16 protein-coding genes are annotated in these 20,729 nt (G+C 60.4%); 10 read left to right on the top strand and 6 right to left on the bottom strand.

What is annotated here, in order from left to right; all coding sequences use genetic code 11:
• Positions 1-59: 59 nt before the first annotated feature.
• Positions 60-944, bottom strand: a complete 885-nt coding sequence (gene htpX / locus WOB96_RS13750; RefSeq protein ID WP_341371872.1) for a protease HtpX — start codon at positions 942-944, stop codon at positions 60-62.
• Between the two features lie 122 nt (positions 945-1,066).
• On the opposite strand from htpX, the gene nhaR reads away from it, so the two are divergent.
• Positions 1,067-1,981, top strand: a complete 915-nt coding sequence (gene nhaR, locus WOB96_RS13745; RefSeq protein WP_341371871.1) for a transcriptional activator NhaR — start codon at positions 1,067-1,069, stop codon at positions 1,979-1,981.
• A gap of 85 nt (positions 1,982-2,066) precedes the next feature.
• Here nhaR and WOB96_RS13740 read toward each other — a convergent pair whose 3' ends face one another.
• Complete coding sequence (locus WOB96_RS13740; protein WP_341371870.1) at positions 2,067-2,660, bottom strand: OmpW/AlkL family protein; 594 nt, start codon at positions 2,658-2,660, stop codon at positions 2,067-2,069.
• A 190-nt stretch (positions 2,661-2,850) separates the two neighbouring features.
• Between WOB96_RS13740 and WOB96_RS13735 the strand changes: the two genes are divergently transcribed.
• Positions 2,851-5,157 carry a sensor domain-containing protein gene (locus WOB96_RS13735; RefSeq protein WP_341371869.1) on the top strand — a complete coding sequence of 769 codons (2,307 nt, stop codon included), beginning with the start codon at positions 2,851-2,853 and terminating at the stop codon, positions 5,155-5,157.
• A gap of 40 nt (positions 5,158-5,197) precedes the next feature.
• Here WOB96_RS13735 and WOB96_RS13730 read toward each other — a convergent pair whose 3' ends face one another.
• Positions 5,198-6,004, bottom strand: a complete 807-nt coding sequence (locus WOB96_RS13730; protein ID WP_341371868.1) for a carbon-nitrogen hydrolase family protein — start codon at positions 6,002-6,004, stop codon at positions 5,198-5,200.
• Complete coding sequence (locus tag WOB96_RS13725) at positions 6,001-9,816, bottom strand: YhdP family protein (protein WP_423229751.1); 3,816 nt, start codon at positions 9,814-9,816, stop codon at positions 6,001-6,003. The genes WOB96_RS13730 and WOB96_RS13725 overlap by 4 nt, the downstream gene beginning before the upstream one ends.
• Positions 9,817-9,908: 92 nt before the next feature.
• Here WOB96_RS13725 and glnE point away from each other — a divergent pair, with 92 nt between their 5' ends.
• From glnE to waaF, 4 genes are all read left to right on the top strand, one after another.
• A complete protein-coding gene (glnE, locus tag WOB96_RS13720; RefSeq protein ID WP_341371866.1) occupies positions 9,909-12,842 on the top strand; it encodes a bifunctional [glutamate--ammonia ligase]-adenylyl-L-tyrosine phosphorylase/[glutamate--ammonia-ligase] adenylyltransferase in 2,934 nt (977 codons plus the stop codon).
• 50 nt (positions 12,843-12,892) lie between these two features.
• Positions 12,893-13,843, top strand: a complete 951-nt coding sequence (locus tag WOB96_RS13715) for a branched-chain amino acid transaminase (protein ID WP_341371865.1) — start codon at positions 12,893-12,895, stop codon at positions 13,841-13,843.
• Between the two features lie 13 nt (positions 13,844-13,856).
• Positions 13,857-14,069, top strand: a complete 213-nt coding sequence (locus tag WOB96_RS13710) for a zinc-finger domain-containing protein (protein ID WP_341371864.1) — start codon at positions 13,857-13,859, stop codon at positions 14,067-14,069.
• Between the two features lie 76 nt (positions 14,070-14,145).
• Positions 14,146-15,219: a lipopolysaccharide heptosyltransferase II gene (gene waaF, locus WOB96_RS13705; RefSeq protein WP_341371863.1), complete on the top strand. Its 1,074-nt coding sequence runs from the start codon at positions 14,146-14,148 to the stop codon at positions 15,217-15,219.
• A 33-nt stretch (positions 15,220-15,252) separates the two neighbouring features.
• Here the strand turns inward: waaF and WOB96_RS13700 are convergent, their stop codons facing one another.
• Complete coding sequence (locus tag WOB96_RS13700) at positions 15,253-16,341, bottom strand: glycosyltransferase family 9 protein (RefSeq protein ID WP_341371862.1); 1,089 nt, start codon at positions 16,339-16,341, stop codon at positions 15,253-15,255.
• Positions 16,289-16,675: a DUF6165 family protein gene (locus WOB96_RS13695; protein WP_341371861.1), complete on the bottom strand. Its 387-nt coding sequence runs from the start codon at positions 16,673-16,675 to the stop codon at positions 16,289-16,291. The genes WOB96_RS13700 and WOB96_RS13695 overlap by 53 nt, the downstream gene beginning before the upstream one ends.
• Positions 16,676-16,807: 132 nt before the next feature.
• On the opposite strand from WOB96_RS13695, the gene WOB96_RS13690 reads away from it, so the two are divergent.
• The 4 genes from WOB96_RS13690 to WOB96_RS13675 are packed head-to-tail and all read left to right on the top strand — an operon-like array spanning position 16,808 to position 20,634.
• Positions 16,808-17,791, top strand: coding sequence for a glycosyltransferase family 2 protein (locus tag WOB96_RS13690; protein WP_341371860.1), 984 nt, complete (start codon positions 16,808-16,810; stop codon positions 17,789-17,791).
• 21 nt (positions 17,792-17,812) lie between these two features.
• The gene (locus WOB96_RS13685) at positions 17,813-18,622 is read left to right on the top strand and encodes a glycosyltransferase family 2 protein (RefSeq protein WP_341371859.1); all 810 of its coding nucleotides are present in this window, start codon (positions 17,813-17,815) and stop codon (positions 18,620-18,622) included.
• On the top strand, positions 18,612-19,445 hold the full coding sequence (locus tag WOB96_RS13680) for a glycosyltransferase family 2 protein (RefSeq protein ID WP_341371858.1): 834 nt from the start codon (positions 18,612-18,614) through the stop codon (positions 19,443-19,445). The genes WOB96_RS13685 and WOB96_RS13680 overlap by 11 nt, the downstream gene beginning before the upstream one ends.
• On the top strand, positions 19,435-20,634 hold the full coding sequence (locus WOB96_RS13675; RefSeq protein WP_341371857.1) for an O-antigen ligase family protein: 1,200 nt from the start codon (positions 19,435-19,437) through the stop codon (positions 20,632-20,634). Before WOB96_RS13680 ends, WOB96_RS13675 begins: the two co-directional genes overlap by 11 nt.
• The last annotated feature ends 95 nt before the right edge of the window (positions 20,635-20,729 follow it).

The raw sequence follows: 20,729 nt of genomic DNA, 5'->3' as shown, positions 1-20,729 counted from the left end.
ACATTCTGGCAAAAAATAGGGGAGCCTGGGCTCCCCTGAAGTCTGAAGGCGGTTTGCAATCATTGCGCCCGCAGGGCCGCAATTCGCTCTTCCAGCGGCGGATGGGACATGAACAGCTTGTAGAGTCCGTGCGCCACGCCGCCCTTGATGCCGAAGGCTGCCATCTGCGATGGCATGTGTGAAGGCTCGTGGATGCTGCGCAGGCGCTCCAGGGCGGCGATCATCTTGCCGCGCCCGGCCAGGCCCGCGGCGCCAGCATCGGCGCGGAACTCGCGGCGGCGGCTGAACCACATCACGATGGCCGTGGCCAGGAAGCCCAGCAGGATCTCGGCGGCGATGCTGGTCACCCAGTAGCCGATGCCCGGCCCCTGGTATTCCTCGTCGTTGCCGGACAGGGCGCGGTCCACCACGTAGCCGACGATCTTGGCGATGGCGATCACGAAGGTGTTCACCACACCCTGGATCAGCGCCAGCGTCACCATGTCGCCATTGGCCACATGGCTGACCTCATGGGCCAACACGGCCTCGGCCTCCTCGGCGCTCATGGAATGCAGCAGGCCGGTGCTCACCGCCACCAAGGCATTGTTGCGGCTCGGCCCGGTGGCAAAGGCATTGGGCTCGGGCGAGTCATAGATGGCCACTTCAGGCGTCTTGATGCCGGCCTGCCGCGCCTGGCGCTGTACGATCTCCAGCAACCAGGCTTCGGTCTGGTTGCGCGGCTGTTCGATCACCTGGGCGCCGGTGGACTTTTTGGCCACCCACTTCGAAATCGCCAGCGAGATGAAGGAGCCACCCATGCCGAAGATGGCGGCAAAGGCGAACAGACTGCTCAGATCCAGGCCGGCGCTGCTGATGAAGCGTCCGACCCCGAGCAGGCTGACGGTGATGCCGAGCACCACCATGATGGCCAGGTTGGTCGCCAGAAATAGAAAGATGCGTTTCATGGTATTTCTCCTGAACGGCGCGAAGGCGCCTTTTTTTACATCGCCCAGTGTAATGCTGTCATGTCTATAATAAAATTCGATTGTTTGGTGGGCTGATCATCGGATAAACCGAAGGATCTTATATGCGCGGACTGAACTACAACCATCTCCACTATTTCTGGACGGTTGCCAAGGAAGGCAGCATCGTCCGCGCCAGCGAGGTCCTGCATCTGACGCCTCAGACCATCAGCGGCCAGTTGCGCCTGCTGGAGGAGGCCCTGGGCGGCAAGCTCTTCGCCCGCACCGGGCGCAAGCTGGTGCTGACCGACATCGGCCGGCTGGCCTTCAGCTATGCCGATGACATCTTTCGTCTGGGCGCGGAAATGGAGGATGTGCTGCAGGGGCGGGTGGGTGGCCAGCCGCTGGAGTTCGCGGTGGGGATCGTGGACGTGGTACCGAAGCTGGTGGCCTACCGCCTGCTGGAACCGGCGCTGAAGCTGTCCGAGCCGGTGCGCATCGTCTGTCGCGAGGGCAAGCTCGATGCCCTGTTGACGGATATCGCGGTGCACCGGCTCGACATGCTGCTGGCCGATACCCCGATCAGTCCCAGCGCGAACGTGCGGGTCTTCAATCACCTGCTGGGTGAGTGCGGCGTGAGTTTTTTCGCGGCCCGCGACCTGGCTGAACCGTACCAGGCCGGTTTTCCTGGTTCCCTGAGCGGCGCCCCGATGTTGCTGCCGGCCACCAACACGGCGCTACGTGGGGCGCTCATGCAGTGGCTCGACCAGCAGGGTGTTCGACCGCGCATCGTTGGAGAATTCGAGGATAGTGCGCTGATGACGGCGTTTGGGCAGGCCGGGGTGGGGGTGTTCATTGCGCCGAGCGTGATCGAAGCCGATCTTCTGCGAACTGGAGAACTGGCGGTGATCGGCCGCAGCGAGCGGGTGCGTGAAAGATTCTATGCCATTTCCGCCGAGCGCAGGCTGCGCCATCCAGCGGTGGTGGCGGTCAGTCAGGCCGCACGCGCGGCCTTGTTTACCGTTGCCGACACGGCTTGATCTTGATCCGGTGTGGCAAGTACTGGTTTCATGAGGCGGCGACCGGTGATGCTGGCTCACCGGCCACCTGACATGTCGCCGGGTTCTAGAAACGGTATCCCAGGCCGACGCCGATGATCCAGGGATTGATGTCGAGATCGGCGAGCTTGCTGCCGGCGGCGCTGACTTCCGTGCTCAGGCCGACGTATTTGACATCCAGGTTCAGGGACGCGCGTTGGGTGAGCATGTAATCCACGCCCGCCTGCGCCGCCCAGCCAAAGCCGTTCTCCAAATCCAGGTCTTTCATAGGCCCGCTTTGATCATAGAACCAGGTGTAGTTGACGCCCGCGCCGACATAGGGGCGCAACTGGGCTTCCGGCAGGAAATGATATTGCAAGGTGAGTACGGGCGGCAGAATCTTGGTGCTGCCCAGGCTTGCGCCATTGGCAGTCACCTCATGAGCGGCCGTGGCCAGTATCAGTTCAGCGGCAATGTTGGGCGTCAAGAAGCGGGTGATGTCGACTTCCGCAACAGTATCGCTTTTGACATCGATATTGAGTGCGGAAGATGAGGCATCGGGGGCGATATGAATCCCGCGGGCACGTATGATCCAGTCGTCTTCAGCGCCTTGCGCACTGCTGATGACGGCCAGCCCGGAGATCGCCAGGACGGTGGTGGCGGCGAGAATGCGTTTGTGCATGTTGTGTCTCCCTGTCGTGTTAGAAGATAAACAGACAATAATATATTTTTACATCGAAGTGCAAGTATTTCCGGTGTGGCAAGAGCAGGTTTGCGGCAATCTCGATCTGCGCAGGCCCGAAAGCCGCTCAGGGCTTGCGTTCAGGCATGCTTCTTCTGTTATCCTCCCGCAATGTCATCGAGGAAAGTTCGTGAAATTCTCCCCCATGGAACCCAAGTTTGCACAGTCCAGCTTGCTGGAGAGCCCTTATCTGGCCCGGGCCCTGCTCGAAAACAGCCCGGATTGTATCAAGAAGCTGATCCAGTCCGTCCTGGCGGCCAGCGAGGGGCGCTACCAGGCCGCGCTGGACCAGGCCGGGCTTGGGATCTCCCATGTGTCGCTGACCGGGCAGTACCTGCTGGTCAGTGACAGTTTCTGCGCGATGCTGGGGCGTGATCGCGCCAGCCTGTTGCGTCTGAGCTATTCCGAGGTCATCCATCCAGAGGATCTTCCGAGAAGCCTGGAGGTCTTTCCGAAGATGGTGAGCGGTGAACTGCAGAGTTTTGCCGCCGAAAAGCGTCTGCTGCACCAGAATGGCAGCTATTTCTGGGTCTGGAACCATGTCGGTCGGCTATGGGATCCGGTCGCGGAATCGCATTACTTCATCGTCATTTCCGAAAACATCGACCAGCGCAAGCGTCAGGAAACCTTGCTGAAAGCCGAACGCCGCTGTCTGGAGAAGATTGCCGGCGACGTGCCTCTGCCAGCCGTGCTCGCGGATATCGCCCTATCCCTGGAAGTACAGATGCCGCCGCAAAGCAGGATTTCCATCATGCTGCGGGACAGGGAAGGCCTGCGCCTGAGAATGGGGGCCGCTCCCAGCCTGCCGGCCGCCTACAACCAGGCGGCGGACGGCCTGGCGATCGGTCCGGCTTCGGGGTCCTGCGGCACGGCGGCCTTCCGGCGTGAAAACGTGCTGGTCAGCGACATTGCCACGAGCCCGCTGTGGGAGGGCTACCGTGAACTGGCGCTTTCCCATGGTCTGCGGGCCTGCTGGTCGGTACCCATTCTGAATGCCCGGCATGAACTGCTCGGCATCTTCGCCGTCTATTCCCCGCAGTCGGGAACTCCGGGTGTGGAGGTGCTGGACTTGCTGCGACGCGCCACGCATCTGGCGGGCATTGCCATCGAGCGGCGCCAGGCCGAGGAAACCATCACCCGCATGGCCTATTACGATGCGCTGACCGGCTTGCCCAATCGCGTGCTCTGTCAGGACCGTCTGGAGCATGCCCTGAAGCGGGCGCAACGTCAGCACGGTGGACTCACCCTGGTGTTCGTGGATCTGGATCACTTCAAGCTGGTCAATGACTCTCTTGGGCATGCCGCTGGCGATCAGGTGCTGCGCGAGATCAGCCAGCGTCTGCAGAGAAGCGTGCGCGAAGGTGATACCGTGGCGCGCCTCGGCGGGGATGAGTTCCTGCTGCTGGCCGAGGAGAATCTGGACGCATCCGCCCTGACCGCGCTGATTGGCCGCATGCGGCGGCTTTTTGAGCAGCCGATCGAGATCGAGAGCAGGTCCTTCCTGGTGACCGCCAGCTTCGGGGTGAGTCGCTACCCGGACGACGGCGAGGATGCCCAGACCCTGATGCGGCGCGCCGATGTCGCCATGTATCAGGCCAAGCAGCGCGGCCGGGACGGCATGCAGCAGTACAGTCCGGCGATGGAGTCCAATGGCATCGAGCGCCTGGTGCTGCAGCGGGAGCTGCGTCTGGCGCTGGAGCGCGAGGAATTCATCCTGCATTATCAGCCGCAACTGGACCTTGCCAGCGGCAAGATATCGAGCGTGGAAGCCCTGCTGCGCTGGCAGCACCCGGAACGTGGCATGATCCCCCCCTTGTCCTTCATACCGCTACTGGAAGAGAGTGGCCTGATCAATCAGGTGGGGGAATGGGTGTTGCGCAAGGCCTGTGCCCAGGCCCGGCGCTGGCAACTGGCGGGCCTGCCTCTGCGCATGGCCGTCAACCTGTCCCAGCGGCAATGTCAGGAGGGCAATCTCATTCCCATGCTGGAGCGGGTGCTGGTGGACACCGGCCTGGCACCCGAACTGCTCGAGCTGGAGCTGACCGAGGGATTGGTCATGCATGATCCGGAAAAGACCATCAAGGCCCTGAGGGTGCTCAAGGGTATGCATATCAGCCTTGCGGTGGATGATTTTGGCACCGGCTATTCCAGCCTGAGCTATCTGCAGCGGCTGCCACTGGACAGCCTGAAGGTGGACAAGTCCTTCGTGCAGGGTTTGCCCGCCAGTGGCGAGGACGCCGCCATCATTACCGCCATCATCGCCATGGCTCATACCCTCAATATCAAGGTGGTGGCTGAGGGCGTGGAAACGGCGGCCCAGCTCGATTTTCTGCGAAACAAACACTGTGACGGGATGCAGGGATATTTCCTGAGTCGGCCCCTGCCCGCCGGAGAGCTGTTCAACTTTGTTCGCCGGGTGCCTGTCTTGCCGGAATGATCCCCGGTCAGCGGCGTGGCGTCCCAGCTCCGTCCGGTATTTACAGCCGCCGGTGCGACAGGCAGGGCAGGGACTGGCGATGCTGGCGCAACTGGTCGAGATCGATATCCGCCAGCACCACGCCGGTGCCATTTTGCAGGCGCCCCAGCACCTTGCCCCAGGGGTCCACCACCTGACTGGCGCCAAAGGTCATGCGCCCATTGCTGTGCTGGCCACCCTGGTTGGGCGCGATGACATAGGCGAGGTTCTCGATCGCCCGGGCCCTGACCAGCACGTCCCAGTGCGCCAGTCCGGTGGTCTGGGTGAAGGCGCTCGGGATGCTCAGGATCTCGGCGCCTGTCGCGGCATAGTCCCGGTAGAGTTCGGGGAAGCGCAGGTCATAACAGATGCTCAGGCCAATGCGTCCGACTGGTGTATCCACCACGACCGGATTCAGGCCGGGCGCGAGGGTATTGGATTCCCGGTAGGACTCGCCCCCGGGCAGGTCCACGTCAAACAGATGCATCTTGTGATAGCGGGCCTGCTCGTGGCCACTGTCATCAACCACGACGCAGGCGGCAAAGGGCAGCTTGAGGCCGTGATCGAGCAAGGGGATGCTGCCGCCGATGATCCATAGTCCGAACTCGCGTGCCTGCTGCGCCAGCCAGTCCTGAATCAGTCCCCTGCCGGGTGTCTCGGCAATTTCCAGCTTGTCGGTCTCCTTATGCCCCATGAAAGCAAAGTTTTCCGGCAACACCGCCAGAGTCGCGCCACTGGCAGAGGCTTCCTGCAAGAGCTGGCTGGCGCGGGCGAGATTGGCTTGAAGATCATGGCTGGATACCATCTGAATGGCGGCTATTCGGGTCATGGCTGACTGGTGCTCCTTGTGGGTGAGACAAGTGATATGCGGGGGTCATTCCAGGGACCGGTGGCCTCATAGTGCAGCCTGACGACGGCACCCTCCTGGCCGAACAGTGCCCGGCCAAGCACCGGGAAGCGGCCTACCAGCAAATCCACGGTCTGCAGTGGCTCGACCTGCAGGTCGAGATCCAGCAGTTGGTCACGCAGATTGATTTCACCCTGGGCCCTGACGTGCATGGCGCTGCTGTGGAGCTCGATCCGGCGTGCCTGGGCCAGTCCCTGGTTCATATGGAATTCACCCTTGATCTCTTCAAAGAATAAACCCTTGCCCAACAGATCGCGAAAGTCCATGGTGAAGATACGCTGGAACATGCTGGTGATATTGACCAGGCTCAGGAGTTTCACGACGGGGCTGACACCGCTGAAGCGCCCTTCGCGCAGCAGCATGTGAAGATCGCCGCTGAGCTGCCCGGCATCGAGGGCCAGCGGCGAGCCGGGCCAGCGCAGGGTGCCTGTGAACTGCCCGGAACCCGAGCTCAGGCCCGTGTTCAAAGCGAACTTGCGCAGGGTGCCGACCAGGTCATCACTCTGAAATTCGCCCGAGATCTGGGTACTGCCAGCGCCGGCGCCGGACCAGGCAGCTTCACCCATGAAGCGGGCGGCCCCCTGCACGAGCTCCAGCCTGGGGACTTGCCACGATCCCGGGCGACGTTCGGCCCACAGGCCGAGCCGATCGATCTGATAGTTTTCCCAGCGCAGATCCGCTATCTCGGCCTGGACCTGCAAGGGCATGCTGTCCTTGGCGGGCAGCTGCAGGACGTCTGTAGTCGGCTGGGCTGCCATCCCGCCGGGCACGGCAGGTGGCACATACAGGCGGGTCAGCTTCAGATCCAGTGCGTCAGCCTGAGTCCCTCCCTGCGTGTACTGCAGCGAACCGGCAAACTGCGGACTCTGTAGCTGCAGGTTCAGGCGCTCATCTTCAGCATTGTAAAGGCCATTCACCTGCACCTTCGGCCAGTTGCGATCGAGAAACTGCACCTGATCCCAGCAGGCATCGATGGCGATCCGGGGTTGCGGCGTGCTGATATCCTTGCCGGCCTCTGTCCTGGCACTTGCCGGACCCGTAGCACCCAGCGCGCTGATCCATTCGCTCAGGGGCAGTCTGTCTCCCTGGCCCTGCAGACGGAATCCCTGCGAGGGCAGGGCCGGGGGCTGGGCACTGCCGAGCTGCCAGGCGCCCCGGACAGGCTGCCAGCCCTGTGGTTGGTAATCCAGCAAGAGCTGCGTGGCCTGCTGCTGACCGAGTTTGGCGGCGATGCGCAGTGACCGCTTGATCGTGAAGTCGCCCTCGGCATGCAGGTCGCGTCGCTGCGCGGCTGCCTTGTGCAGTGGGTAGGGCAATGCCAGGGCCAGCCCGGTGAGCGGACTGTCGAGGCTGTAATGTCCCTGCTCCTGCTGCAGATCGAACCGGAAGGTATAGGGAAAGGCGCCGGAAGCAAAGCGCAGCCAGTCCTGCTTGAGCTGGGCCTGCAGGGCCTGCGCGCTGGCCTCGCCACGGGCATCGATCTCGATTTTGGGCTCGTGTTGCAGAGGGCTGGCGCGCAGATCGAAGTTCACCGGCCCGCCCAGCCACTCCCCGCTGAGATTTGCCGCCTGGATGTGGTCGCGCGAGAAGTTCACCGGGCCACTCACCTTGTCGACCTGCCAGTCATCCCAGCGCAGGTTCACCGCCTGTAGATCGAGCTTGCCATCCACCTGGGTCTTGCTGTCACGCCCGAGTGCCACTTTCAGCTTGAGGTCCAGAGGACTCATGCCGGTGGCGCTGATGTCCTCACGGCCGAGACTGCTGTTGCCGAGGATGGGGGAGGCGCGCAGGAATCGCAGCCCGGTGTTGAAGGAGGTGTTGATCCGGGTATCCAGGTGCAGGACAGGGTGATGATCAAGGTTCGGAATGCTTGCGCTCAGATGGGCCAGCTGGGCATCCAGGATGCGCCCCTGTCTGGTCTGGATCGTCATCTTCTGTCGGTCGAAGATCAGGTCGCCACGCAGTTGTTGCGCGACCGGCCAGCCTGGGAGATAGCGCAGGGTGACGTCGCGGAACTGGCTTTTCACGCGGAAGATGCCATCGCGGGACTTGGCGAAGGGAAATTTGGACAAGGGCCCGCGCAGGCGCAGTTCGGTGTGTCCGAGCCGCCCATCCTGCAATGCACCGTCGAGCCAGTTCTGAAGCTTCGGGCTCATGATGCGGTAGGGATAATAGCGCGAGGCGGCGTGCGCGTTGCCACCCTCGGCCTGGGCCGTGAGATCCACATAGGGGCGCTGTCCGGGCGTCTGGACGATGCGCGCGTGACCCTGTGCCCGAAAGTCGCCGACGAGGCTGAAATGCGGCAGATCCATCGTGAGCTGCTGGCCATCAAAGTGCCAGTTTGCCTGGGTGCGAAACTTCTGGATGGGGATGGGCTGATGAAAGGCATAGGGCCAGTCGAGCACCAATCCGCGGCTGTCGAGATTGAGTTCACCGCTGTTATTATCCAGCTTCAGTTCGCCAGTCAGGTTGCGAAAACCCGGGTTCTTTGCCACCGGATGGGTGCGCAGCCCGGCAAAGCGCGTGCTGACGGTAAAGCGCTCCGGCTGGCGGGGAGTCTCTGCGTGCCAGAGCAGGCGAAAATCGCTGACCTCACCGGCTGGGTGGGCTTCATGCAGATAGCGCTGCCAGGCTGGCGGCAACAGCTTGATGGGCAGGAGCTTGAGTGTGGGTGCCACCGCCATGTGATCGACCTGCAGGTCCAGCCTGGTGGGCTGATCATCGAGATTGTTGCGCAGGCTCAGGTTGAAGGGCCGCCATTTCTCAGCAGTGCGCTCCACACGGACCTGCTGCAGATCGAGCTGGCCCTCGCCCGAGCGGGCGCGCCAGTCCAGATCCAGCGCCAGAGCGCGGGCTTCAAGGGGCTGGTCATAATACGCCGGCCAGTACAGCCGCGGCTGGCTGACCCGGATGGGGCCCTGGATGCGGGTGACCCAGCCCTTGCCCCAGGCGAAGGCGAGCGTGCCGCTTGCCGTGCCGCCAATGGAAAATGGCAGGGCCTCGTTGAAATAGGCCGCCAGCAGATCGGTGTGTAGCGCCCGGATGGCGACCTTGCCTTCCCCCCAGGATTTCAGCGGGTCGGAGAAGATGTCCTTGGCGGCGAGCTCGATCCGGATGTCCCGGCCCAGCGCCTGGGGCAGGCGCATGTTCACATTGATATGCTGGCGGTAGGCGCTTTTCACCGCCAGGCGCACCTGCTGCAGTCGCAGCCGACCGATGCCCGGATGGTGCGCGTCGCGCCAGTCCAGGGTGCCGCCGCGGATATCCATGTCGGCGTGGTCGAGGGTCACGGAGAGATCATCGCCCTTGCCCCCGAGCACCTTGCCGCCGATCTTGAGGCGCCCGTCAGCCAGACGCTCCAGGGCGAGATAAGGACGGTCGAGATAGAGATGACGCACCGCGAAGCGGCCCCAGAGCAGCGGCAACGGGTGTAACTCCAGGTCCGCGCGAGGCAGATAGATTTGTGGATCGGTGGCTTCCCCGACCCGTACACCGCGCAGGCGCAGCCAGGGCCCGACATGCCAGTCGGCTTCTATCTGGCCGATCCGCACCGGCTGTGCCAATATTTCCGACAGGCGGGCCTCGATGTCCGGACGAAAGCGGTCCACCTCCGGCAGTGCCAGACGGACGGCAAGCACCAGCAGCAGAATTGCCAACAGGACGCTGACGCCGCTCCAGAGCAAAAGTAGCCGCAGGCACCGTTGAAGCCTTGGAATGTGGGAAAGAAGTTGCAAGTTGGAAGAAGCCGGTGGCCGTAGGAACTGGTACCTAAATATAGCCTTAAAGCGCGGGTGGGGGAATCAGGAAACCCGCGCCAGGAGTAAAAATGACAGTCTCCCCGCAGGATATGCAGCGCCGGATAGCCGCGGCCTGCGCCAGCCTGGCAGTCGATGCCGCAGCGGTCGGCCAGTCCATGTACCAGAGCCTGGAACAATTGGACTCCCAAAACCGGGAAAAGGTGCTCCAGGCCAGTGAAAAACACTGGCGGCACTGGGCGCATGCGCTCTGCGCCAGCAGGTTCCTGCGCGAGCAGCTGCGCGGCCATCCCGACTGGCTGCCCGCTCTGCTGGAGCAGCAAGCCCCGGCGGTGTTGCCGGATCTCACCCAGGTAACGGATTTCGCCAGCCTGCAGTCCGTTCTACGTGCCTTCCGCCAGCGCTGGATGACGCACATCATCTGGCGCGAGATCAGCCTGCCGGACGCCTTCGAGCAGACCGTCGCCGATCTCAGCCGGCTTGCCGAAACCTGCCTGCAGGTTGCCCTGGACTGGCTCATGCCACAGCTCCAGGCCCGCCATGGCCAGCCGCGCGATGCCGACGGGCATCTGGTCCCCTTCGTGGTGCTTGGCATGGGCAAGCTCGGCGGGCGCGAGCTGAACCTGTCCTCGGATATCGACCTGATTCTTGCCTACGGCGCCCCCGGCGAGACCGATGGTGATCGTGCGCTGGACAATGGCGAGTTCTTCGCGCGTCTGGGCAGACAACTGATCCAGGCCCTCAATGAGCGCACCGAGGCGGGATTCGTGTTCCGGGTGGACATGCGTCTGCGCCCCTTCGGCGAATCCGGGCCGCTGGCCATGTCCGCCGAGGGCCTGGAGCAGTATTATCAGTTGCATGGCCGTGAGTGGGAGCGTTACGCCCTGATCAAGGCCCGCCCGGTGGCGGGTGACATCGGCTTTGGCGAACAGCTCCTGAGTACCCTGCAGCCTTTCATCTATCGCCGCTATCTCGACTTCACCGCCTTCGCCTCGCTGCGCGAGATCAAGACGATGATCGATGCCGAGATCCGGCGCAAGGAGATGCAGGACAATATCAAACTCGGCCCTGGCGGCATTCGCGAAATCGAGTTCATCGTCCAGGCCTTTCAACTGATTCGCGGCGGTCAGATTCCGGCCCTGCGTGGCCGCAGCACCCTGGCGATGCTGCAGGTGCTGGTGGAAAAGGGCCTGATCCCGGCGCGCGAAGCCGACGAGCTGCACGCCGCCTATCGTTTTCTGCGCGACGTCGAGCACCGCCTGCAGATGTTCGACGACCGCCAGACGCATGTGCTTCCCCGCGATGCCCTGGACCGCGAACGTCTGGCCTGCGCCATGAATCATGCCACCTGGGCGGATCTCGAACCTGTTCTGCAGCATCATCGCCAGCTCGTCGCCCAGCATTTCGACCTGACATTTGCCGCACCCCAGATGACCCCGGCCCAGCCGGACGACCCGGCGCGCAGGCTCTGGGACATTGCCAGCGGCACTCCGGATGCCGATGACCGGGCGACTGCCTGCCTGCAGGCGCTTGGTTTCGTCGATGTGGACGCTGTCTGGCCCGGTTTGCGGGATTTCGCCCGCAGCCCCGGTATCCAGCGGCGCCTGACCGCCGAGGCGCGGGCCCGGCTGGACCTTCTGATGCCGCTGGTGCTGGGCTACGCGGGCCGCAGCGCGCAACCCGACATCCTGCTGCCGCGCTTTCTGCGCCTGATCGAGGCGATGGCCGGGCGCAGTGCCTATCTGGCCCTGCTGGTGGAAAACCCGCTGGCCTTGTCGCGCCTTGGACGCCTGCTGCTGCAGAGCCCCTGGATCGCCAGCGAGATCGGCCGCTATCCGAGCCTGCTGGATGAAGTGCTGGATGCTGGCGAGCAGCAGCTCTTGCCGGATATCGCCAGCCTGCGCGGGAATCTCGGCGAACAGCTCGCGGGCGAGCTCGATGCCGAGGGCCGCATGGACCGGCTGCGTCATTTCAAGCGGGCCGAGCTGTTTCGCATCGCGCGCGCGGATCTGGTGGGCCGCCTGCCGGTGGAACAAATCCTCCAGGGCCTGAGCCAGCTTGCCGAGGTTCTGGTCGAGGCGGTGCTGTCGCTTGCCTGGACGGATCTGGTTACCCGTCATGGCCTGCCCCTGCAAGCAGCCGGCGGGCCGGCGCGTTTCTGCATCGTCGGCTTTGGCAAGCTCGGTTCCGCGGAAATGAGCTATCGCTCCGATCTCGATCTGCTGTTCCTGCACGACAGCGATGCCGATGGCATGAGTGACGGCACGCGCAGCGTACCCAACGAAGTCTTTTTCGCCCGGCTCGGGCAGCGCATCATTTATTACCTGAGCACATTGACGCCCGCCGGGACGCTCTATAGCATAGACATGCGCTTGCGCCCCAGTGGCCGTTCCGGCCCGCTGGTCACCTCCCTTGCTCATCTGGACCGATACCAGCATCAGGAAGCCTGGACCTGGGAGCATCAGGCCCTTACCCGCGCGCGCGCGATTGCGGGTGATCCGGACTTGATGGCGGCCTTCGATGCCCTGCGTCGGGACGTGCTGAAGAGGCCGCGCGAGCCCGCGCGCCTGCGGCAAGATGTGCGTGACATGCGCAAGCGTCTGCTGGCGGAGTTTGCACCCGCAGCGGATAAGTTCGATCTGAAGCACAGCCCGGGTGGCCTGCTGGATCTCGAATTTCTGGTGCAGTATGGCCGCCTGCTTTACGGTAGCGTCTCGCGGGATCTGCTGGAAGGGCGTGATACCCTGAGCGCCTTTCCGGTCCTCGCGGGTCTTGGGCTCTGGTCCGAGGCGGATGCCGACGCGCTTGCCGGCGCCTGGCGCTTCTATCGCTTCCTGGAGCTGCGCCTGCAGTTGCAGGAGCGCCCCGGTGCCTTTGATGAGAGCGAGGCAGTGGTGATCGAGGCCCTGCTGCCATCGGGCTGCGGGCCGCTTTGGCGCCGGCTCGGCAGCCTGGGCGATGAGGTCCGGCAAGTCTGGCATGCTTGCCTGGAGCCTGCACACTAGCTGGGCCCCGTGTTTTGTTCATATGCATTGATTGATTAGGAGAGCTTGCCATGTCCATGGCTGATCGTGACGGTTTTATCTGGTTTGACGGCGAGCTACGCCCCTGGCGCGAAGTCACCATTCACGGGCTGACCCACAGCCTGCACTATGGCATGGGTGTCTTCGAGGGCGAACGCGCCTATGAAACCGCGCGCGGCCCGGCCATCTTCCGTCTGCGGGAACACACCAAGCGGCTTTTCAACAGCGCCAAGATCCTGCAGATGGACATGCCTTATTCGCCCGAGCAGATCGACGCGGCGACCATGGAAGTCATCTGCGCCAATGATCTCTCTTCCGCCTACATCCGCCCGCTGGTGTTCTATGGCGCCGAAGGCATGGGGCTGTCCGCCAAGGGCCTCAAATCCCACGTGCTGATCGCCGCCTGGTCCTGGGGCGCCTATCTGGGCAAGGAAGCGCTGGAGCAGGGCATTCGCGTCAAGACCAGCTCCTACAGCCGCCATCATGTCAACATCCATATGGTCAAGGCCAAGGCCACCGGCAATTATCTCAACTCCATGCTGGCCCAGCGCGAGGCCTCCGCCATCGGCTATGACGAGGCCCTGCTGCTGGATCGAGAGGGTTACGTGGCCGAGGGTTCCGGCGAGAATGTCTTCATGGTGCGCGATGGCGTGCTCTACACCCCGACCCTGACCTCCGCGCTGGAAGGCATCACCCGCGACACGGTGATCCGCCTGGCCGGCGAGCTGAACATCCCGGTCGTGGAAAAGCAGCTCACCCGCGACGAGTTCTATATCGCCGACGAGGCCTTCTTCACCGGCACCGCCGCCGAGGTCACGCCGATTCGCGAGCTCGATGGCCGGGTGGTCGGCGCCGGCAGTCGCGGACCCATCACCGAAAAGCTGCAGTCCCTGTATTTCGATCAGGTCAGCGGCCGGCGCGAGCAGCATCCCGAATGGCTGAGCTATGTCAATGATGCGCCCAGGTCCGGCGCCAGCAAGTAAGCGAGGAATCATCGTGGCCGAGAACATCACCTGCTGCGACAAGCGTTACTACGAGATTGACGCATCCGAACTGCCGCTGCGCTGCCCGCTGCCGAGCATGAGCCAGTGGAACGCGCATCCCCGGGTTTTTCTGCCCATCGAGGAAACCGGCGAGTACCGTTGCCCTTATTGCGGAACCCTCTATATTCTCAAGGGCGGGCCAGTGAAGGCCGGCGCGCACTACTAGAGTTCTGATGTGAGCCGCATGACATGGCCCCCGGCCCTGACAGGTCGGGGGCTTTTCCCTTTTAAATTGTGATGGTATGGATTATTCGGTTGCCTCCCCGCTGCGGATCAACTATCGCGACCCCCGGCAGATTCTCGTCGTAGCACCTGCCTGGGTCGGCGACATGGTCATGGCCCATGTCTTGTTTCGCCTGCTCCACCGCCGCTATCCGGGCGCCGCCATCGATCTGGTGGCCCCACCCTGGACCGCGCCACTGGGCGAGCGCATGGCCGAGATCCGCACGGCCTACACCCTGGAAAGCGCCCACGGGCGTCTGGACCTGAAGCTGCGTCACCGCTTCGCCCAGGAAATCCGCAAGGTCGGGCATGACTGGGCCATTGTGCTTCCCAGCAGCTTCAAGTCCGCCCTGCTGCCTTACTGGGCCGACATTCCCTGTCGCACCGGCTATTTCGGCGAGTGGCGTTTGAAGGTGCTCAACGACCGGCGCAAGCTCGACACCAAACGCCTGCCGCGCACCATCGACCGCTTTGCCGCGCTGGGCTTGCCCCCGCGCATGCCCGTGCCTAGTGATCTCCCCATGCCACAACTGCTGCTCGACCCGATCGCCCAGCGCGGCACCCTGCTGCGGCTGGGGCTTGCGACGCCTACCCGGCCGCTGCTGGCCCTGGCGCCCGGCGCCGAGTTTGGGCCCGCCAAGCGCTGGCCCCTGCGCCACTTCATCGAACTCGCCCGGCGCGAAATCGCTGCGGGCTGGGCGGTCTGGGTATTCGGCAGTCCCAAGGATGCGGAAATCACCCAGGCCATTGCCGAGGCCGTGCCCGAGGTGGTGGATCTCGGTGGCAAGACCACCCTGCTCGAAGCGCTGGATCTGCTGGGGCTGGCGCAGGTCACGGTCAGCAATGACTCGGGGCTCATGCACGTGGCCGGCGCGGTCGGCAGCCGGGTGGTGGGGCTGTTCGGCTCCAGCAGTCCGGCCATGACCCCGCCGCTGGGCGCACAGGCACAGGTGCTCTCCACCGGCATCAAATGCAGCCCCTGCGGCAAGCGCGAGTGTCCACGCCGGCATCATCGTTGCATGGAGGATTTGCAGCCCGAGGTCGTGGCACAGGCCCTGAATGGACACGTCACGCCCGTCGGCAAGCCTTGGTGAGCAAAAAAACTCCGAGATGGCCCGAATGGCCGCTCAGCGCGGATTGTTTTTGGCGGATTTCTGGATCTGTAACAGACAGGTTTCGAAAACCGCTTCGGGCTTGATGGCGGCAAGGCCTAGATGCGGCTGGCTCGTATCCTCGGCCCGAAGCACAGAAAACTTCTCAAAGGCTGTAAATGGAGCGTTGTCCTCAACGGACTGGCTGGAATACAGAGCGACTACAGGCGTTCCCACCGCCGCGGCCATGTGCATGGGGCCAGTATTCGGCACCACCAACAGATCACAGCGTTGTAGATAGGCTTTGTACCGCTCGATATTGGGTGGTGGTATCAGCAGTCGCAAGGCTCCATTGCTGGCTTCTCGCACGGCCTGACCGATCTTTTGTTCTGAGGGCAGGAGATTTGCGACCACTTGGACCGGTCGGCCTTGCACATGGCCATGCATGGCCAGCATCTTTCCCAGACGGCCAAAGTACTCTGCCGGCCAGATATGGTGGCGCCCACGCTTGAGGCGTTGCCAGGGATTGTCGATACCGCTGAACGTGGGGTGCAGACCAATCAAAAAGGTATCGTCATCAATTCCTTGCGTCCGCAGATATTCAGTCATCTCGGCCTTCGCCTGGGTACTGACGGGCAAGTGCAGGGGATAATTGTCCCGATTCAGGGTAACCCGTCCCCCAAGCGCTTCCATGACCGCATCGAGCAATTGCTGTGATGAGTGACCGCGGGCCTTGCGCAGCATGTATTTCGGGCAGGAGTAATCCTTGAAGAAGTTCTGGATTTTCGGGTTATTCTCAAAGCAGAACACCGCACCATAGTTGCCGGATCTCACCTCGCGGAGTGTCCGGTGTTTGTGCCAGAAATAAAGCGGGTCCTTGCGATTACAAAGATGAAAGGTGCGGACACGCGCATCGAAGCCGGTCAGCATCCGTTTACCATCGGCCGAGGTCAGCAAGGCCACTTCGCTGTCGGGGAAGTGGTCCAGAATGGCGCGCAGGGCAGGGGTGATCATCACCATGTCCCCGGCCGCACCTATGCGCACTACGAGGATCTTGTCTGGCGCCTTGGCATCAATAGGCATGATAGCTCTTCTCCTCGATGATCTCGGCGCGAAGAAGATCATTGATCTGGCGCTTGAGCCGGGCCCGGCGATCATTGGTGATATACACGCTACGCGCCAGCTGTATGAATGCCTCGTCAAAACACTGTTGGTGCTCGTGATCGCGGATGGCATCCTCGATATCCCAGAGGGCCATGTTGACAGCCTTCAGGGCCTCTGAGAGTTCGAGGGTCTCGGGTGTATCTGGAATCTGCGCTGCCCGGACAACTCGCAGGGCGTCCAGCTCCTTAGCGACATTGGCTTGTTTGCTCTGGTCCGGAATGCGTTCCAGCTTGATTTCGAGAATGCTGATCTTGTCCAGCAGTTCGCCAGGAGATCCGGGTATGAGGATAGACATGCTTCAATAGGCTCCTGATCGTGACCCTGGCTCATTATACTCGGCAACTGATCCTGTGTGCACCTGATTCGTAGCGGACAAGGCCAGAGTGATCTGCTAAGCTACGCGCGAAACCTTCAGCGAAGCACCCTGATGAATACACTTGCTCTCTCTCTGGTCATTCCACTTTACAACGAAGTGGAGAACGTCGAAGCCCTCTTCTCGGCCCTGGAAAACGCGCTTCAAGGCCTGGAATTCGAGGCCATTCTGGTGGACGACGGCAGCCTCGATGGCACTGCCGAGGCTCTGGATGCTGGCGCCCAGCGCCTGGGCTCCCGCTACAAGGTCATCCACCTGCAGCGCAATTTCGGCCAGACGGCCGCCATGCAGGCCGGCATCGACGCCGCCGAAGGCGAGATCATCGTCACGCTGGACGGAGACCTGCAGAACGATCCCGTCGACATCCCCATGCTGGTGAAGCTCCTGCATGAGCGCGACATGGACGTGGTCGCCGGCTGGCGCAAGAATCGTCAGGACGGCCTGGTGCTGCGCAAGATCCCCTCGCGCATCGCCAACTGGCTCATCGGCAGCATGACCGGCGTGCGCCTGCATGATTACGGCTGCACCCTGAAGGCCTATCGCGCCAATGTCCTCAAGCCCATCCGCCTGTATGGCGAGATGCACCGCTTCATTCCGGCCTGGCTGGCGACCCAGACCTATACCAACCGCATCATCGAAGTGCCAGTGCGCCACCATCCGCGCGTGGCCGGCCAGAGCAAATACGGCATCTCGCGCACCCTGCGGGTGGTGGTGGATCTGCTGTTCGTAAAATTCTTCATGCGCTTCAATCAGCGTCCCATGCACTTCTTCGGTGCCATCGGCCTGCTGTTTCTCCTGCTTGGTACGCTGATGCTCAGCTATCTCTTCATGCTCAAGCTCTTTACCGGTGCCGATATTGGTGGGCGACCCATGCTGATCGGTGGTGTGCTGTTTGTCATCGCAGGCTTTCAGTGGCTCAGTACCGGGCTCATGGGCGAGATGCTCTCGCGCGTCTATTATGAGTCACAGGGCAAGCGCAGCTATGTGGTCAGACGGGTGGTGAATATAGATCCAGACCGGACAAAGTGCGGGATCTGATAGTCCCTCCAAGGATATCTGATGAGCAGTAACAAACTTCTATCCATAGCAGTGGTTATTTCAACATATAACCGCCCGGAAGCGCTGGACGAAGTGCTTAAAGCGTTATCTATGCAGTCTCGCCTACCAGATGAAGTAATCATTGCGGATGATGGTTCTGGCCCAGCTACGCGCAATCTGGTGGAACAGTTTCCGGCTCCCTTTCTTTTGAAGCATGTGTGGCATCCTGATGAAGGTTTCCGGTTGGCTGCAATTCGTAATCGAGCGATTGAGGTTGCTCAAGCTGAGTATCTGATCTTTTTGGATGGAGATTGTCTGCCACTACACCATTTTGTAGAAGATCATGCTCGTTATGCTCGCAAAGGCCGGTGGTCTCAAGGGAAACGGATTCTAACCACGCCGAAAGGGGTGGAGAAAATAAACGCAGAAACAATTGATAGCAAATTTCATCTTTTGCTATTAGGAGCGAGAGGATTTTTTAATCACCCTCATAGATTGCTCCACATACCCGAATTTCCGGCTCATGTAAAAAAAAGCGAGCGCGGAGTTCGTGGCTGCAACATGGGTATGTGGTATGAGGATGTCCTGAAGGTGAAAGGGTTTGATGAAGCGTATGTGGGTTGGGGATTGGAAGATTCTGATCTTGCCGTCAGGCTAAGCAAGATTGATATCGTTCGCCAAGATTTACCCTTTGCAGGTCAAGTGATTCATCTGTGGCATCCTGAGCATCCGCGGCACAACCTGGAGGAAAAAAAGGTTATGCTCAATGAAATCAGGAGGAGTGACCGAGTCGAGGCTCGCCAAGGAGTAAGATCTTCCAATGATGTATAAGCTGCTTACCCGCTTTGGGGGTTGTGACCAAACATCGAAACTGAAGATATCAGTTATTGTGAGTACTTACAATTGGCCAGAGGCACTGGAGCAGGTTCTCTGCGGGTTGCGTGATCAAACATTAAAGCCTTTTGAAGTGATTGTAGCAGATGATGGTTCTGGACCAGAAACAGCTGAACTGATTAAAAACTTCGCTATGCCATTCCCACTGCATCATGTTTGGCATGAGGATCGCGGATTCCGGCTGGCTGCCATTAGAAACGTGGGGATTAGAAAGTCGAGTGGTGACTACTTGATATTCATGGATGGAGATTGTATCCCATCTCCTACGTATATTCAGGACCACGCCATTCTTGCGCGTAGAGGTTACTGGACAGCCGCGAAACGTATTCTCATCACCAAGAAAGGTAAACGTGCGGGCGTTGGCTGGGATGATGTCCGTAAAGGGGCTGGACACTGGTTGGCTTTGTGGAAGAAAGGGTACATAAATAGACCTCGCAGGTTCATACATATTCCAGGTTTAGCCCTTGCTAGCCAGAATCGCATTGGCTCAGTTTATGGTTGCAACATGGCTGTCTGGTATAGCGATGTATTCAGGGTCAATGGATTTGAAGAAAGCTTCACCAGTTACGGAGGAGAGGATGGTGACTTTTCTATTCGCCTGCTCAAGGCTGGGATACAATCGCAACACCCGCCTTTTTCTGCGATGTGCTTTCATATCTGGCACCCGGAGAGATCCGGAAACAACGACTTTCTGCTGAGCAACACTAAGAAATCTGATTCCTGTTTGGCTGTCCGCGGGTTGTCCTGCTATGAAGATTGAAGAGCTTCGTATTGAAGCGCCGTTTTACGCTCTTTTTCTGACCGCTGCATCTATCCCTATTTCAACGGCGGCTTCCAGTATATTTGGTGGGATTTTCTTTGCAGCTTATCTGTGGTCTGGGTTCTGGAGAAGAAGGGGTGCTATATTTGGGTGCGAATGGGCAATCCCAGTACTTTTCCTCATTGTTGTTAATCTCGCTGGTCTGTTTTGGACTGAGGATCTGCCTAGAGGTTTTGAACTGGTTTCAAAGCTGCATTTCTTTTTGTATGCTTTGCTGGGAATAACGTTGCCTTGGAACAGGATGCTGTTGCGTAAGTTTGTAATGTTTCTGCTCTTAGGCTGGCTTCTTAACGCAGCGGTCGGGCTGTTGCAGATTCTTCACTTGTTTCCTTGGCGCCCCATGAATCCTGAACTCGGGCCTATCGGATATCCTCATCATGGTACACTTGGGCTTTATTTGAGCTTCATTCTGATATGGCTTTTGTTTGAGATTAAAACTCCAGATCTTCTGCAAAGAAAACATTCGATAGCTTTAGCCGTAATCTTCTTTGCCCAGTTGGCTATGACAGGCGGGCGTATAGGGCAGGTTTTGTTCTTGTTGGCTTTGCCACTCTCCGTGTGGATATTATTCCCTAATAAAATGCGACTTTATGCGGCAGCCACTGGTTTGCTTGCGATGATTGCAATCGGGCTTTCTCCTCAGGTCGAGTCGAGATTCAAGGTTGGTGTCGATGATGTTAAGGAGTACATGCGCGGAAATCCTGTATCAAGTATTGGACTTAGGTTCGTGATGTGGGATGGTGCATTTGTAATGGGGATGAATAATCCCTTATTTGGGGTTGGCACGGGAGACTATGGGGAGGAAATGGAGAATCTGCAACGTGCCGGTGCCATCCCACAAACTGGTGGCGTTCCTTTTGATAACCCGCATAGCAATTTGCTGGCCTATTTTTCAGCTCTTGGTCTGATCGGACTACTAGTTTTTTTGATCTTTAACTTGTCTTTGTTCAAAGATGCTTGGAAATCCAGGGGTAGCTCACTGGGTTGGTTTAAGCTGAGTTACTACTTTCATTTCACCGTTGCTGGCGTGCTCGCAGCTACATCGATGTGGGATTTTGCTTCTGTTCTGGGCTTGGGGCTAGTTATGTCTCTCCCCGCCTCAGTCGCGGTTACTTCAGACTCTGCATAGTTTTGTTTGGCTCCTAATTATATTGTCACAGCTTGTGTTATTTTGATTGGTGGATTTTTGATGTTGGATAAATTTTTACTCCTCATTTTGGCCTG

Origin of the sequence: Thermithiobacillus plumbiphilus (assembly GCF_038070005.1) — a bacterium.
Classification (GTDB): Bacteria; Pseudomonadota; Gammaproteobacteria; order Acidithiobacillales; family Thermithiobacillaceae; genus JBBPCO01.
This window is presented reverse-complemented; position numbering and strand designations above follow the sequence as displayed.

What these genes read in the sequence shown, in the direction of transcription:
- waaF (WP_341371863.1), top strand. Translation starts at nt 14,146, where the DNA reads ATGGATTATTCGGTTGCCTCCCCGCTGCGGATCAACTATCGCGACCCC.
- WOB96_RS13680 (WP_341371858.1), top strand. Translation starts at nt 18,612, where the DNA reads ATGATGTATAAGCTGCTTACCCGCTTTGGGGGTTGTGACCAAACATCG.
- WOB96_RS13685 (WP_341371859.1), top strand. Translation starts at nt 17,813, where the DNA reads ATGAGCAGTAACAAACTTCTATCCATAGCAGTGGTTATTTCAACATAT.
- glnE (WP_341371866.1), top strand. Translation starts at nt 9,909, where the DNA reads ATGACAGTCTCCCCGCAGGATATGCAGCGCCGGATAGCCGCGGCCTGC.
- WOB96_RS13690 (WP_341371860.1), top strand. Translation starts at nt 16,808, where the DNA reads ATGAATACACTTGCTCTCTCTCTGGTCATTCCACTTTACAACGAAGTG.
- WOB96_RS13715 (WP_341371865.1), top strand. Translation starts at nt 12,893, where the DNA reads ATGTCCATGGCTGATCGTGACGGTTTTATCTGGTTTGACGGCGAGCTA.
- WOB96_RS13740 (WP_341371870.1), bottom strand. Translation starts at nt 2,660, where the DNA reads ATGCACAAACGCATTCTCGCCGCCACCACCGTCCTGGCGATCTCCGGG.
- nhaR (WP_341371871.1), top strand. Translation starts at nt 1,067, where the DNA reads ATGCGCGGACTGAACTACAACCATCTCCACTATTTCTGGACGGTTGCC.
- WOB96_RS13700 (WP_341371862.1), bottom strand. Translation starts at nt 16,341, where the DNA reads ATGATCTTCTTCGCGCCGAGATCATCGAGGAGAAGAGCTATCATGCCT.
- WOB96_RS13675 (WP_341371857.1), top strand. Translation starts at nt 19,435, where the DNA reads ATGAAGATTGAAGAGCTTCGTATTGAAGCGCCGTTTTACGCTCTTTTT.
- htpX (WP_341371872.1), bottom strand. Translation starts at nt 944, where the DNA reads ATGAAACGCATCTTTCTATTTCTGGCGACCAACCTGGCCATCATGGTG.
- WOB96_RS13695 (WP_341371861.1), bottom strand. Translation starts at nt 16,675, where the DNA reads ATGTCTATCCTCATACCCGGATCTCCTGGCGAACTGCTGGACAAGATC.
- WOB96_RS13730 (WP_341371868.1), bottom strand. Translation starts at nt 6,004, where the DNA reads ATGACCCGAATAGCCGCCATTCAGATGGTATCCAGCCATGATCTTCAA.